Source organism: Pseudomonas sp. CBS (genome assembly GCF_024734645.1).
In the GTDB taxonomy this organism is placed as follows: domain Bacteria; phylum Pseudomonadota; class Gammaproteobacteria; order Pseudomonadales; family Pseudomonadaceae; genus Aquipseudomonas.
In genome coordinates this window covers 5,658,076-5,672,359 of the sequence record NZ_CP102929.1, presented here as the reverse complement: position 1 = coordinate 5,672,359, position 14,284 = coordinate 5,658,076, and the positions used below count along the sequence as shown (strand labels likewise).

The 14,284-nt window shown below is 62.5% G+C and carries 9 protein-coding genes and 2 pseudogenes; 5 read left to right on the top strand and 6 right to left on the bottom strand.

The features are described from left to right. Nucleotides 1-2: 2 nt before the first annotated feature. Genes nagA through nagE form a run of 4 tightly spaced genes read left to right on the top strand, consistent with a single transcriptional unit; the run spans nucleotide 3 to nucleotide 6,389 of the window. Nucleotides 3-1,109, top strand: a complete 1,107-nt coding sequence (nagA, locus tag NVB75_RS25805) for an N-acetylglucosamine-6-phosphate deacetylase (protein WP_258343920.1) — start codon at nucleotides 3-5, stop codon at nucleotides 1,107-1,109. Further along, the gene (locus NVB75_RS25800) at nucleotides 1,090-2,112 is read left to right on the top strand and encodes an SIS domain-containing protein (RefSeq protein WP_258343919.1); all 1,023 of its coding nucleotides are present in this window, start codon (nucleotides 1,090-1,092) and stop codon (nucleotides 2,110-2,112) included. The genes nagA and NVB75_RS25800 overlap by 20 nt, the downstream gene beginning before the upstream one ends. Nucleotides 2,113-2,148: 36 nt before the next feature. After that, nucleotides 2,149-4,656 carry a phosphoenolpyruvate--protein phosphotransferase gene (gene ptsP / locus NVB75_RS25795; RefSeq protein WP_258343917.1) on the top strand — a complete coding sequence of 836 codons (2,508 nt, stop codon included), beginning with the start codon at nucleotides 2,149-2,151 and terminating at the stop codon, nucleotides 4,654-4,656. Nucleotides 4,657-4,682: 26 nt separating this feature from the next. Continuing rightward, a complete protein-coding gene (gene nagE / locus NVB75_RS25790; RefSeq protein ID WP_258343915.1) occupies nucleotides 4,683-6,389 on the top strand; it encodes an N-acetylglucosamine-specific PTS transporter subunit IIBC in 1,707 nt (568 codons plus the stop codon). Nucleotides 6,390-6,516: 127 nt separating this feature from the next. On the opposite strand, the gene NVB75_RS25785 is transcribed toward nagE, so the two are convergent. The 3 genes from NVB75_RS25785 to purL form a co-directional block, all read right to left on the bottom strand. Continuing rightward, the gene (locus tag NVB75_RS25785; protein WP_258343914.1) at nucleotides 6,517-6,810 is read right to left on the bottom strand and encodes a DUF6124 family protein; all 294 of its coding nucleotides are present in this window, start codon (nucleotides 6,808-6,810) and stop codon (nucleotides 6,517-6,519) included. Nucleotides 6,811-7,105: 295 nt separating this feature from the next. Continuing rightward, entirely contained in the window at nucleotides 7,106-7,417 is a 312-nt protein-coding gene (locus NVB75_RS25780; protein ID WP_087695123.1) for an NGG1p interacting factor NIF3, read from the bottom strand. Between the two features lie 4 nt (nucleotides 7,418-7,421). Further along, nucleotides 7,422-11,318: a phosphoribosylformylglycinamidine synthase gene (gene purL / locus NVB75_RS25775; protein ID WP_258348741.1), complete on the bottom strand. Its 3,897-nt coding sequence runs from the start codon at nucleotides 11,316-11,318 to the stop codon at nucleotides 7,422-7,424. 287 nt (nucleotides 11,319-11,605) lie between these two features. Between purL and mltF the strand changes: the two genes are divergently transcribed. Then, on the top strand, nucleotides 11,606-13,066 hold the full coding sequence (gene mltF / locus NVB75_RS25770; protein WP_258343912.1) for a membrane-bound lytic murein transglycosylase MltF: 1,461 nt from the start codon (nucleotides 11,606-11,608) through the stop codon (nucleotides 13,064-13,066). Nucleotides 13,067-13,203: 137 nt separating this feature from the next. Here the strand turns inward: mltF and NVB75_RS25765 are convergent. From NVB75_RS25765 to NVB75_RS25755, 3 genes and pseudogenes are all read right to left on the bottom strand, one after another. Further along, nucleotides 13,204-13,392 (bottom strand): annotated as a pseudogene (locus tag NVB75_RS25765) (PTS glucose transporter subunit IIB); the annotation flags it as partial. A gap of 200 nt (nucleotides 13,393-13,592) precedes the next feature. After that, nucleotides 13,593-13,781, bottom strand: a pseudogene (locus NVB75_RS25760) (PTS glucose transporter subunit IIB); the annotation flags it as partial. A gap of 200 nt (nucleotides 13,782-13,981) precedes the next feature. Beyond that, the gene (locus tag NVB75_RS25755; RefSeq protein WP_258343911.1) at nucleotides 13,982-14,284 is read right to left on the bottom strand and encodes a PTS transporter subunit EIIB; all 303 of its coding nucleotides are present in this window, start codon (nucleotides 14,282-14,284) and stop codon (nucleotides 13,982-13,984) included.

Genomic DNA, 14,284 nt, shown 5'->3' with positions numbered 1-14,284 from the left:
CCATGTCCGAAGACAATATCCTCACGCCACACGGCTGGATTCGCGGCCGCCTGGTGCACCAGCACGGCAAGGTCACTGCCGTTGAAGGCAGCCCGTGCGACCCGGCTGACAACGACCTGCCGTATTTGCTGCCAGGTTTTATCGACCTGCACGTGCACGGCGGTGGCGGCAAAGACATCATGGAAGGCACCGACGCCTTCCACACCATCACTCGCACCCACGTGCGGTTTGGCACCACCTCGCTGCTGGCCACCACCATGACCGCGCCGGTGGACGAAATCACCCGTGTGCTCGGCGAGATCGGCACCTATTGCGAAAACCGCCCAATCGGCACCGCCCGTGTGCTCGGCGTGCACCTGGAAGGCCCCTACATCAATCCGGGAAAACTCGGCGCACAACCGAACTTCGCCCACACGGCCTTGATGGCCGAAGTCGAAGAATACCTGCGCCTGGCGCCAATCCGGGTGATCACCATTGCCCCGGAAATCGCCGGCCATGACGGCCTGATCCGCGCCCTCAGCGAACGCGGCGTGCGCATGCAGATCGGCCACACCCTGGGCAGCTACGAAGAAGGCGTCGCCGCCCTCGCCGCCGGCGCCACCAGCTTTACCCATTTGTACAACGCCATGAGCCCGTTGCATCACCGCGAGCCCGGCATCGTCGGCGCAGCCCTGGCCCACGCCAAATACGCCGAGCTGATTCCCGACCTGCTGCACGTGCACCCCGGCGCCATGCGCGTGGCCCTGCGTTCGATCCCGTGCCTGTACTGCGTCACCGATTCCACCGCCGCCGCCGGCATGCCCGACGGTGAATACAAGCTGGGCAGCCACACCGTGACCAAGTGTCTGGGCGGCGTACGCCTGGCCGATGGAACGCTGGCCGGCAGCACCCTGACCATGGACCAGGCGCTGCGCAACCTGGTGAAGATCGGTCTGCCCATCAGTGAAGCCTCACAACGCCTGTCGCAATTTCCTGCGGACTACCTGGGCCTCGAAGAACGCGGTCGCCTGCAACCCGGCAGCTTCGCCGACTGCGTGCGCCTGGACCGCTCCCTGCACCTCACCGACGTAATGGTCGAAGGAGAAACCATTGACTTCAAAAATGCTTGAAGAGGCCCTGGCCTCCTGCGAGGCCGTCGAGACTCAACTGCAACGCCTGGACCCAATGCTGGAGGAAGTCGCCGGCCGCCTGCGTCGCCAGCCGCCGCAAGTGGCAATGACCATTGCTCGCGGCAGCTCGGACCATGCCGCCAGTTACTTCGCCTACCTGACCATGCAACACCTGGGGATTCCGGTGGCGTCGTTGCCGATGTCGGTGGTGACCATGCTGCAATCGCCGCTCAAGGTCAGCGGGCAAGTGGCGTTCGGTTTCTCCCAGTCGGGGCAAAGCCCGGACCTGGTCAACAGCCTGCGCCTGTTGCGCAAGCGTGGTGCCTTGAGCATCTCGATGGTCAACGCCGAAGACTCACCGCTGGAAGCCGCCTGCGAATTCCACGTGCCGCTGTGCGCCGGGCCGGAACGCAGCGTCGCGGCCACCAAAAGCTTTATCGCCACCCTGAGCGCCAGCGCCCAATTGATCGGCCACTGGAATCAGGAAGACGAGTTACTTCAAGCCTGTAAGGCATTGCCCGAAGGCTTGCGTGAAGCCGCCAAGCAAGACTGGAGCGTGGCCATCGAAGCCCTGCGCGGCTGCCAGCAACTGATGGTGATCGGCCGTGGCGCCGGTTTTGCCATTGCCCAGGAAGCCGCGCTCAAACTCAAGGAAACCTCGGCGATCCAGGCCGAAGCGTTCAGCAGCGCCGAAGTGCGCCATGGCCCGATGGCCCTGATCGATGCCAACTACCCGCTGCTGGTTTTCGCGCCCCGTGGTGCCGAACAAGCCGGCCTGCTGAGTCTCGCCGCCGACATGCGCCAGCGTGGTGCCCGCGTGTTGCTGGCCGCTCCCGACGACATCGCCGAACGCGACCTGACCCTGAGCCGCGCCGAACACCCGGCCCTGGACCCGATCCTGGCAATCCAGAGTTTCTACGTGATGGCCGCCGGTTTGGCAGAGGCCCGGGGCATGGACCCGGACCAACCGCGTCACTTGAGCAAAGTGACCCGCACCCACTGAGTTGATTGCAGCGTTTTCCTGATGAGTACCGTGCCCATGTCCCACAATAATAAAGACCTTACCCTCAGCGCTCCCCTCAGTGGGCCGGTGCTGACCCTGGGCAACGTTCCCGACGAAGTGTTCGCCAGTGGCGCCATGGGCGACGGCATTGCCATCGACCCGCTCAACGATTGCCTGCATGCGCCGTGCGACGGCGTGATCATCCACGTCGCCCGCACCGGGCATGCGCTGACCATTCGCGCCGATAACGGCGCTGAATTGCTGATGCACCTGGGCATCGACACGGTGGAATTGAACGGCGAAGGCTTTGCGCTGCTGGTCAAGCAAGGGGCGCGGGTCAGCAAGGGCCAGGCGCTGGTGCAGTTTGACCTGGACCTGATTGCGCGGCAGTGCAAAAGCCTGGTCAGCTTGATCATCCTGACCAATAGCGAGTTGTTTGAGCTACGGCCGATCACCTTGAAAACAGTGAAGGTCGGCGAGCCGCTGCTGCAGGTGGTTGCGCGGTTGGCCGGTGCGGCGAAAGTGATTGATGAGTCTGTCGCCGAAGCCAGCGCAACCATTCGCATCACCCATCGTGGCGGCCTGCACGCGCGCCCCGCCGCCTTGATCCGCAAGACCGCACAAGAATTCAGCAGCCAGTCGCAGCTGCACTTCGCCGGCAAGTCGGCTTCGTGCGACAGCTTGATCGGCTTGATGGGGCTGGGGATTGGTGAGCAGGACGAGGTACAGGTCACTTGTCGCGGCAAGGATTGTAAAGCGGCGCTGCAAGCACTGATTGCCGCGTTGTCGGTGCCCGTCAGCGAAGAACATCACGCCCCGGTGGCCGCCGCCCCGCGACGCGCAAATACCGAGGCCGGGGTGCTGCAAGGCGTCTGCGCAGCGCCCGGTTTGGTCTGCGGCCCGTTGTTCCGCCTGAACGGAATCGAGCTGCCGGCGGACCCGGGCAACAACGTGCCGGATGAACAATTGCAGCACCTGGACAGCGCCCTGGAACAGGTGCGCAGCGAAATCCGCCACACCCTGGACCAGGCCCGCCAGCGCAAGGATGTGGAAGAAGAAGAGATCTTCGCCGCCCACCTGGCCCTGCTGGAAGACCCGACGCTATTGGAAGCCGCCACCACCAGCATCGAACACGGCAGCGCTGCCACTCATGCCTGGCGCGATGCAATCCAGGCCCAATGCGCAGTGCTGCTCGCCCTTGGCAAACCGCTGTTCGCCGAACGCGCCAACGACCTGCGGGACTTGCAACAACGCGTGCTGCGGGCGCTGTTGGGCGAGGCCTGGCACTTCGAATTGCCGGCTGGCGCGATCGTCTCGGCCCATGAATTGACCCCGTCGGACCTGCTGCAACTGAGCAAGCAAAACGCCGCCGGCATCTGCATGGCCGAAGGCGGCGCGACTTCTCATGTGGCGATTCTGGCACGGGGCAAAGGCCTGCCGTGTGTGGTTGCTTTGGGCGAGCAAGTGCTGGAGGTGCCACAAGGTCAACGGGTGGTGCTGGATGCCGCCAATGGTCGCCTGGAACTGACGCCGGATGATGCACGCCACGCTCAGGTTCATCAGTTGCGCGATGCACAGAAACTGCGTCGCCAGCAACAGCAGGCGGAGGCTCAAGGCACCGCCAGCACTCAGGATGGCGTGCGCATTGAAGTGGCCGCGAATGTCGCCTCCAGCGCCGAAGCCCAAGTGGCCTTCGAGAATGGCGCCGATGGCGTCGGCCTGCTGCGCACAGAATTTCTGTTCGTCGACCGCCGCACTGCGCCCGACGAGCAAGAGCAGCGCCAGGCCTACCAAGCCGTGCTGGATGCCATGGGCGACAAATCCGTGATCATCCGCACCATCGACGTCGGCGGCGACAAGCAACTCGACTACCTGCCGCTGCCGTTCGAGACCAACCCGGTGCTGGGCCTGCGGGGCATTCGCATGGCGCAAGTGCGTCCGGAAGTGCTGGATCAGCAACTGCGTGCGCTGTTGCAAGTCTCGCCACTGGAACGCTGCCGGATCCTGCTGCCGATGGTCAGCGAAGTCGACGAACTGCTGCACATCCGCCGGCGCCTCGATGAACTGTGCGCCGAACTGGAACTGACCCAGCGCCCGGAGCTGGGCGTGATGATCGAAGTCCCTGCCGCCGCGTTGATGGCTGAGCAACTGGCCGAGCATGCGGACTTTTTGTCCATCGGCACCAACGACCTGTCCCAGTACACCCTGGCCATGGACCGTGACCACGCCGGCCTCGCCGCCCGGGTCGACGCGATGCACCCTGCGCTGCTGCGACTGATCGCCCAGACCTGCATCGGCGCCGCCAGGCATGGCCGTTGGGTGGGTGTGTGCGGGGCACTGGCGTCCGACCCGCTGGCCACGCCGGTGCTGATCGGCCTGGGCATCAGCGAGCTGTCTGTCAGCCCGCCGCAAATCGGAGAAATCAAGGACCGTGTCCGTCACTTGGACGCAGCCCAATGCCGGCAACTGAGCCAAAGCCTGCTTAACCTGAGCAGCGCCAAAGCCGTTCGCCAAGCCTGTCAACACCACTGGCCGCTGAGCTGAAAACAACAAAAATAGGGAGACACGCCGTGTATCAACATTTTATCGAAGGGCTGCAACGCCTGGGCCGTGCGCTGATGCTGCCGATCGCGATTCTGCCGATCGCCGGCCTCCTGCTGCGACTGGGCGACACCGACTTGCTGAACATCGCGGTGATGCACGACGCCGGGCAGGCGATCTTCGCCAACCTGGCGCTGATCTTCGCCATCGGGATCGCCGTGGGTTTTGCCCGCGACAACAACGGCACGGCGGGCCTGGCGGGTGCCATTGGGTACCTGGTGATGGTCTCCACCCTCAAGGTGATGGACGCCAGCATCAACATGGGCATGCTCGCGGGGATCGCCAGCGGCTTGATGGCCGGTGCGCTGTATAACCGCTTCAAGGACATCAAGCTGCCGGAGTACCTGGCGTTCTTTGGTGGGCGACGGTTTGTACCGATCGTCACCGGGTTCTCGGCGGTGGCGCTGGGGGTGATCTTTGGTTTGATCTGGCCACCGATCCAGCACGGCATCAACAGCTTCGGCGTACTGCTGATGGAAAGCGGCAGCTTTGGCGCGTTCGTGTTTGGCGTGTTCAACCGCCTGCTGATCGTCACCGGCTTGCACCATATCCTCAACAACATGGCCTGGTTTGTGTTCGGCAGCTTCACGGATCCGGTGACCGGCGCGGTAGTGACCGGCGACCTGACTCGCTACTTTGCCGGCGACCCGAAAGGCGGCCAGTTCATGACCGGCATGTTCCCGGTGATGCTGTTCGGCCTGCCGGCGGCGTGCCTGGCGATGTACCGCAATGCCCTGCCGGAACGGCGCAAGATCATGGGCGGGATTTTCCTGTCGATGGCGCTGACCTCGTTCCTGACCGGGGTGACCGAGCCGATTGAGTTCGCGTTCATGTTCCTCGCGCCATTCCTGTATCTGCTGCATGCGTTGCTGACCGGCTTGTCGATGGCGGTCACCAACATGCTCAACATCCACCTGGGCTTTACCTTCTCCGGCGGGTTTATCGACATGGTGCTGGGTTGGGGTAAATCCACCAACGGCTGGCTGGTGTTCCCGGTTGGGCTGGCGTATGCGGTGATCTACTACAGCGTGTTCAACTACTGCATCCGTCGCTTCAATTTGAAGACGCCGGGGCGTGAGGATATTCAGGTCGTACAGGCTGAGGCCATGACCGATAACCAGCGGGCCGGGGCTTACATTCGAGCGCTGGGTGGTGCGGAGAACCTGCTGAGTGTGGGTGCTTGCACGACGCGCCTGCGGTTGGACATGGTGGATCGCAACAAGGCGGTAGATGCCGAGCTGAAAGCACTGGGTGCCATGGCAGTGGTTCGGCCAGGCAATGGCGGGAGCTTGCAGGTTGTGGTCGGGCCGATGGCGGACAGCATTGCCGATGAGATTCGCTTGGCGATGCCTTCGTATGTTGCGGCGGCTGCGGTGGTAGTAGCGCCTGTTGAGAAGAGCACACCGGTGAATGTGCATGAGGCCGAGAAATGGCTGAGTGCGCTGGGCGGTCGGGCCAATGTATTGCAACTGGATGCGGTGGCGATGACGCGGCTGCGGGTGGAGTTGGGGGATGGTTCGGTGTTGTCGGAATCCCAACTGACGGCGCTGGGTTGCCAGGGGGTTAGCCAGCTTGAGAGTGGGGTTTGGCACTTGCTGATTGGTGACAAGGCTTCGGGGTTGGGTGAGGCGTTGGAGCGGTTGGTCAGTGGCCGTGAGGTTGGGGTAAAAGCCTGAATCTTTACTGAGCATCAGGGCCTCTTCGCGAGCAAGCCCGCTCCCACATTTTGATCGGTGCCCGTCATGGCAACGCGGTCAAATGTGGGAGCGGGCTTGCTCGCGAATGGCCCTCACAGGCGCCGAATTACTCAGGCTCAGGCACCTCATACAAGTCCAGCATCCGATCCACCATCATTTGAATCCCCTCCAGCATCCGACAAATCCCCAGCGCCACATCCCGGTGGGAACCGTCGACTTCAAACGCCAGATGAACCGTCAGCGCCTGCACTGAGGCAAGATCCTGAGAGGCGTTGGCCAGCAGGCTTTCGCTATCCAGATTAGGTACAAGGGTGAATAGCTGATCGGCAGGTTGCCCCGTCGCCTGACGGGCTGCAGCTTGAAGCGAGGCTATGGAAGATGAAGTGTTTTCGTTGACCATCGTGAAGCTCCGAGAAGAATACGCTCCTAGTGATGTTTACGAGCTTGCAGTCCCGGTCACTGAATTGGCAGCGACCGGCGAAGGTTAGAGAGGCAGGTTCCGAGGGACAACCTGAAAGGCTTGTCAGAAAAATCCGAGTCGCTCCGACAACCCGGCTCCCACATTTGATCGCCACCAGACATGGCAACGCGGTCAAATGTGGGAGCCGGGCTTGCCCGCGATTAGGCCCTGACAGGCAACAAAAAACCCGCTGACCAAACTGGCCCAGCGGGTTTCTTGTTTTGCAGCCAGCGAATCAAAAATCCGCCAACTGCCACACCTCATACGCCGGTGTCTCGTACGGATGGCTCAGTTTCAACGCAGCCACGACAGCCACGATCAACTCATCCGCCACCACCAGCTCAACCTTCCATTCTTCAACCACTTCAACCTGCCCCACCTGCCCGATAAACGGCTGGCTGCCGTCCATCGCGCGGAATTGGCCCTGGCCCAGGACCTGCCAGGCGCAGCTGTCGTAGTTGCCGATGCGCCCGCCGCCGGCTGCGAAGACGGCGGTTTTCACCGTCTCCACATGGCTGTCGGGCACAAAGAAGCTGAGCTTGTACACCGTCTTAGTTCACCCAGACGCGAGCGTTACGGAACATGCACATCCACGCGCCGTCTTCGTTCCACTCTTCCGGGCGCCACGAGTTCTGCACGGCGCGGAACACACGCTCCGGGTGCGGCATCATGATGGTGACGCGACCGTCGCGGCTGGTCAGGCCGGTGATCCCGCGCGGCGAGCCGTTCGGGTTGGCCGGGTAGCCTTCGGTGACCTTGCCGTGGTTGTCGACGAAACGCAGGGCCACGGTACCGGACAGGTCGGCTTCCAGCAGTGCTTCTTCGCTGGCGAACTCGGCATGGCCTTCACCGTGGGCGATGGCGATCGGCATGCGCGAACCGGCCATGCCCTGCAGGAAGATCGAGTTGGATTCCTGCACCTGAACCATCGCAACCCGGGCTTCGAACTGCTCGGAACGGTTACGCACGAAGTGCGGCCAGAACTCGCTGCCCGGGATCAGTTCGCTGAGGTTGGACATCATCTGGCAACCGTTGCACACACCCAGGGTGAAGCTGTCGTTACGCTCGAAGAAACCCTGGAACGCGTCGCGGGCACGGCTGTTGAACAGGGCCGACTTGGCCCAGCCTTCACCGGCACCCAGTACGTCGCCGTAGGAGAAACCGCCGCAGGCCACCAGGCCTTTGAATTCGTTGAGATCAACGCGACCGGCGAGGATGTCGCTCATGTGCACGTCGATCGCATTGAAGCCGGCCCGGTCGAACGCTGCCGCCATTTCCACCTGGCCGTTGACGCCCTGCTCACGCAGTACGGCCACTTGTGGGCGGATGCCTTTCTTGATGTAAGGCGCGGCGATGTCCTGGTTGACGTCGAAGCTGAGCTTGGTGCTCAGGCCCGGGTTGTCTTCTTCCAGGATCACGTCGAATTCCTGCTCGGCGCAGTCGGCGTTGTCACGCAGGCGCTGGATCTGGTAGCTGGTCTCGGCCCACTGGCGTTGCAGCAGGCGGCGCTGGCCTTCAAACACGGTTTCGCCGTTGAAGACGATGTTGATTTCACCGTTGTTGATCGGCTGGCCAACCACGGCCACGCAGTCACCCAGGCCAGCAGCGCTGAACTGTGCGAGTACGTCTGGCGTTGCGTCCTGGCGAACCTGGATCACGGCGCCCAGCTCTTCGTTGAACAGGATTGCAGCGATGTCGGCGGAAGTTTCTGCCAGGCCATCGAGGTTCAGGTTCAGGCCGCAGTGACCGGCGAAGGCCATTTCCACGGCGCTGGTCAGCAAACCACCGTCGGAACGGTCGTGGTAAGCCAACAGGTGACCGTCGGCGTTCAAGCCCTGGATCACGGCGAAGAAGGCTTTCAGGTCTTCGGCGTCGTCGACGTCCGGGGCCTGTTTGCCGAGCTTGCCGTGCACCTGGGCAAGGATCGAGGCACCCATGCGGTTCTGGCCGCGACCGAGGTCGATCAGGATCAGGTCGGTGGTGCCCTTGTCCATGCGCAGTTGCGGGGTCAGGGTCTGGCGAATGTCGGTGACCGGCGCAAAACCGGTGACGATCAGCGACAGCGGCGAGGTGACGCTCTTGTCCACGCCTTCATCGTTCCAGCGGGTGGCCATGGACATGGAGTCCTTGCCCACCGGAATGGTGATGCCCAGCTCAGGGCACAGCTCCATGCCGACCGCTTTCACGGTGTCGTACAGACGCGCATCTTCACCCGGGTGACCGGCAGCGGACATCCAATTGGCCGACAGTTTGATGTCGGAGATCTTGGCGATTCGCGACGCTGCGATGTTGGTCAGGGTTTCGCCGATGGCCATGCGGCCCGACGCCGGGGCGTCCAGCAGCGCCAGCGGAGTACGCTCGCCCATGGCCATGGCTTCACCGGTGTAGACGTCGAAGCTGGTGGCGGTGACGGCAACGTCAGCCACCGGAACCTGCCACGGGCCGACCATTTGATCACGGGCAACCAGACCGGTAATGGTGCGGTCGCCGATGGTGATCAGGAAGCTTTTGCTGGCAACGGCCGGGTGGTGCAGGACGCGCTCCACGCAGTCGGCGATGGCCAGGGTCGACGGATCGAAATCGTCGCCCAGTTCGTTTTCACGCACGGCCGAACGGTGCATGCGCGGGGCTTTGCCCAGCAGCACTTCCAGCGGCATGTCCACCGGGCTGTTGCCGAAGTGGCTGTCGGTGACCGTCAGTTGCGGCTCGGCAGTGGCTTCGCCGACTACCGCAAACGGGCAGCGCTCGCGCTCGCAAATCGCCTGGAAGCGTTCGAAGTCTGCAGGACCTACCGCCAACACGTAGCGTTCCTGGGATTCGTTGCTCCAGATTTCGTGCGGGGCCATGCCCGGCTCGTCGTTTGGAATGTTGCGCAGTTCGAAACGGCCGCCCCGGTCGCCATCGTTGACCAGTTCCGGGAAGGCATTGGACAAACCGCCGGCGCCGACATCGTGGATGAAGCTGATGGGGTTCTTGTCACCCAACTGCCAGCAACGGTCGATGACTTCCTGGCAACGGCGTTCCATCTCAGGGTTTTCACGCTGAACGGAAGCGAAGTCCAGGTCGGCCGAGCTGGTGCCGGTGGCCATGGAGGAAGCGGCGCCGCCGCCCAGGCCGATCAGCATCGCCGGGCCGCCGAGGACGATCAGCTTGGAGCCGACCAGAATCTCGCCTTTCTGTACGTGCTCGGCGCGGATGTTGCCCATGCCGCCGGCCAACATGATCGGCTTGTGGTAACCGCGCACTTCATCGCCACGCGGAGTGGTGATGGACTGTTCGAAAGTACGGAAGTAGCCGGTCAGGGCCGGACGACCGAATTCGTTGTTGAACGCGGCGCCGCCCAGCGGGCCTTCGATCATGATGTCCAGCGCGGTGACGATGCGCTCAGGCTTGCCGTACGGCACCTCCCACGGCTGTTCGAAGCCCGGGATCTGCAGGTTGGACACGGTGAAGCCCGTGAGGCCAGCCTTTGGCTTGGCGCCACGACCGGTTGCACCTTCGTCGCGAATCTCGCCGCCGGAACCGGTGGCTGCGCCCGGGAACGGGGCAATCGCGGTCGGGTGGTTGTGGGTCTCGACTTTCATCAGGATGTGCACCGGCTCCTGCACCGCGCCGTACTGGCGGGTCTCAGGGTCCGGGAAGAAACGGCCGGCGACGGAGCCGACGATGACCGAGGCGTTGTCTTTATAAGCCGACAGAACGCCTTCGCTGTGCATCACGTAGGTGTTCTTGATCATGCCGAACAGGCTTTTTTCCTGGCTCTGGCCGTCGATGTCCCAACTGGCGTTGAAGATCTTGTGACGGCAGTGCTCGGAGTTCGCCTGGGCGAACATCATCAGTTCGATGTCGTGGGGGTTGCGCTTCAGGCCGATGAAGGCATTGACCAGGTAGTCAATTTCGTCTTCGGCCAGGGCCAGGCCCAGTTCGGTGTTGGCGGTTTCCAGGGCGGCGCGACCGCCACCGAGCACGTCAATCGCGGTCAGCGGCTTGGGTTCGGCGTGGCTGAACAGACCGGCGGCCTGTTCCAGCTGGCCCACGATGATCTGGGTCATGCGGTCGTGCAGGCTGCTGGCGATCAGCTCGGCCTCGGCCTCGCTGAACTGGCCTGCTACATAGAAGGCGATCCCGCGTTCCAGGCGCTGGATTTTTTCCAGGCCGCAGTTGCGGGCGATGTCGCTGGCCTTGCTCGACCAGGGCGAGATGGTGCCGAATCGTGGCAGAACCAGGAACAAGCGGCCCGCAGGCTCTTGAACTGGAACGCTGGGACCGTACTTCAGAAGGCGCGCCAGCACTTGCTGTTCGTCGGCGGTCAAAACGCCGGTAACGTCGGCGAAGTGAGCAAATTCAGCATACAAGCCACTGACAGAAGGTACCTTCTGGCTCAGTTGCTCAAGGAGTTTGCTGTGGCGAAAGGCAGAAAGGGCAGGAGCGCCGCGCAGGATCAACATCTTCGGGACAGCCTCGGGAAGGGGGTGTGCTTTGAGGCCGTGCATTCTAGCGTAAACCGTCGCCAACGGCACCCGAAACGGCACCTATGGCCGCTGCCGGACGTCAGTTGGCATAAATCGCACGATATCAGAGGGCCATCCCCGCTATTCAGGGCAGTTATTTTAACCGTCACAATCGGCTGCCAAGCCCCGTTTCTGCGGCCTGCAGCCACGCTTTACGGGTGCTAGCAGACAAGTGCCCCGCTGTCGAGATATGGCGCCGAGGGTCCTTTGCGTATACTGCGCAGATGTTCTCCCCTACTGCTTTACGCCCGCGATGCGCCAAATGGCTCTTCGTCACCGGACTCTTCCTGCTGCTCAGTGCGTGTGTGGATAAACCCAACACGCTCGAGCGAATCAAGGAGGATGGCGTATTGCGGGTGGTCACCCGAAACAGCCCGGCCACTTATTTCCAGGACCGTAACGGCGAAACCGGTTTCGAATACGAACTGGTGAAGCGTTTTGCCGACGAGCTGGGGGTAAAGCTGGAGATCGAGACCGCTGACAACCTGGATGACCTGTTCTCACAGATCGGCAAACCCAACGGCCCGGTACTGGCCGCCGCCGGTCTGGTCAGCAGTGAGCCGCGCCGCCAGCAAGTGCGTTTCTCCCACCCGTATCTGGAAGTCACCCCGCAGATCATCTACCGCAACGGCCAGTCCCGCCCGACCACGGCGGCAGACCTGGTGGGCAAGAAGATCATGGTGCTCAAGGGCAGCACCCACGCCGAGCAACTGGCGCAGCTGAAAAAGCAATTTCCCGGGATTGAATACGAAGAATCCGACGCCGTTGAGGTGGTCGACCTGTTGCGCATGGTGGACGAAGGGCAAATTGACCTGACCCTGGTTGACTCCAACGAAGTGGCGATGAACCAGGTGTACTTCCCCAACGTGCGGGTGGCCTTTGACCTCGGTGACGCCAGCCATCAAGCCTGGGCGGTCGCCTCCGGCGAAGACAACAGCCTGCTCAACGAGGTCAACAGCTACCTCGACAAGGTCGAAAAGAATGGCACCCTGCAGCGTCTGAAAGATCGCTATTACGGGCACGTGGATGTACTCGGCTACATGGGCGCCTACACCTTTGCCCAACATTTGCAGCAGCGCCTGCCCAAGTACGAGAAACACTTCCGCGCCTACGCCAAGGAAGAAAAGGTCGACTGGCGACTGCTGGCGGCCATCGGCTACCAGGAATCACTCTGGCAGCCGGCGGTGACCTCCAAGACCGGCGTGCGCGGCCTGATGATGCTGACCCAGAACACGGCGCAGGCCATGGGCGTGTCCAACCGCCTGGACGCCAAGCAGAGCATCATGGGCGGCGCCAAGTACCTGGCCAAGATCAAGGATGAACTGGACGACAAGATTGCCGAGCCGGACCGCACCTGGTTTGCCCTGGCGGCGTACAACGTCGGCACCGGTCACCTGGATGACGCGCGCAAGCTGGCCGAAAAGGAAGGCCTCAACCCGAACAAGTGGCTGGACGTGAAGAAGATGCTGCCACGCCTGTCGCAGAAGCAGTGGTACAGCAAGACCCGTTATGGCTATGCCCGTGGCGGTGAGCCGGTGCATTTTGTGGCGAACATCCGGCGTTACTACGACATCCTGACGTGGGTGACGCAGCCGCAGCTGGAAGGCAATCAGGTAGTGGAAGGCAGCCTGCATGTGCCGGGTGTGGACAAGACCAAGCCGACCGACGAAACCCCGCCGCTCTAATCCCCCGATTCTCCAAACACCACAAAACCAATGTGGGAGCGGGCTTGCTCGCGAATGCGGTGGTTCAGCCAGCACATGTATTGACTGACACACCGCCTTCGCGAGCAAGCCCGCTCCCACATTTGATCTTCATCGTTTTATAGAGCGGTGTTCAGGCCGGTGAGCAGGTGCACTACCCCGCCCGCTAACACCATCACGCCCGGCACACCTGCCGCCTTCAACGCCTGCACATCCAACCGCCCCGCATCCTTCAACTGCACCCGCACCCGGGTCAGTGCCACCCGCTGCTGCGACGTGAGATTCTCCGCCCCGCCCAGCGCCTTCAAGGCAACCTGCATGTGCCGGGTGTGGACAAGACCAAGCCGACCGACGAAACCCCGCCGCTCTAATCCCCCGATTCTCCAAACACCGCAAAACCAATGTGGGAGCGGGCTTGCTCGCGAATGCGGTGGTTCAGCCAGCACATGTATTGACTGATACACCGCGTTCGCGAGCAAGCCCGCTCCCACATTTGACCTTCATCGTTTTATAGAGCGGTGTTCAGGCCGGTGATCAGGTGCACTACCCCGCCCGCCAATATCATCACGCCCGGCACACCTGCCACCTTCAACGCCTGCGTATCCAACCGCCCCGCATCCGGCAACTGCACCCGTACCCGGGTCAGTGCCACCCGCTGCTGCGACGTGAGATTCTCCGCCCCACCCAGCGCATTCAAGGCAACCTGCATGTGCCGGGGGTGGACAAGACCAAGCCGACCGACGACCCCCCGCCGCTCTAATCCCCCGATTCTCCAAACTCCACAAAACCAATGTGGGAGCGGGCTTGCTCGCGAATGCGGTGTGTCAGCCGGCAAATGCATTGGCTGATACACCGCATTCGCGAGCAAGCCCGCTCCCACATTTGATCTTCATCGTTTTATAGAGCGGTGTTCAGGCCGGTGAGCAGGTGCACTACCCCGCCCGCCAATACCATCACGCCCGGCACGCCTGCCACCTTCAACGCCTGCGTATCCAACCGCCCCGCATCCTTCAACTGCACCCGCACCCGGGTCAGTGCTACTCGCTGCTGAGACTTGAGATTCTCCGCTCCACCCAGCGCATTCAGCACCGCCGGCGCCAAGGCTGTTTCGCCCACTGGCGCAACTACCGCCTGTGGCGTTTCAAGAACCAGATCCGGGGTCAGGGCTTTCCAGAACGCCCGCTGAAATTTCTCGAACAT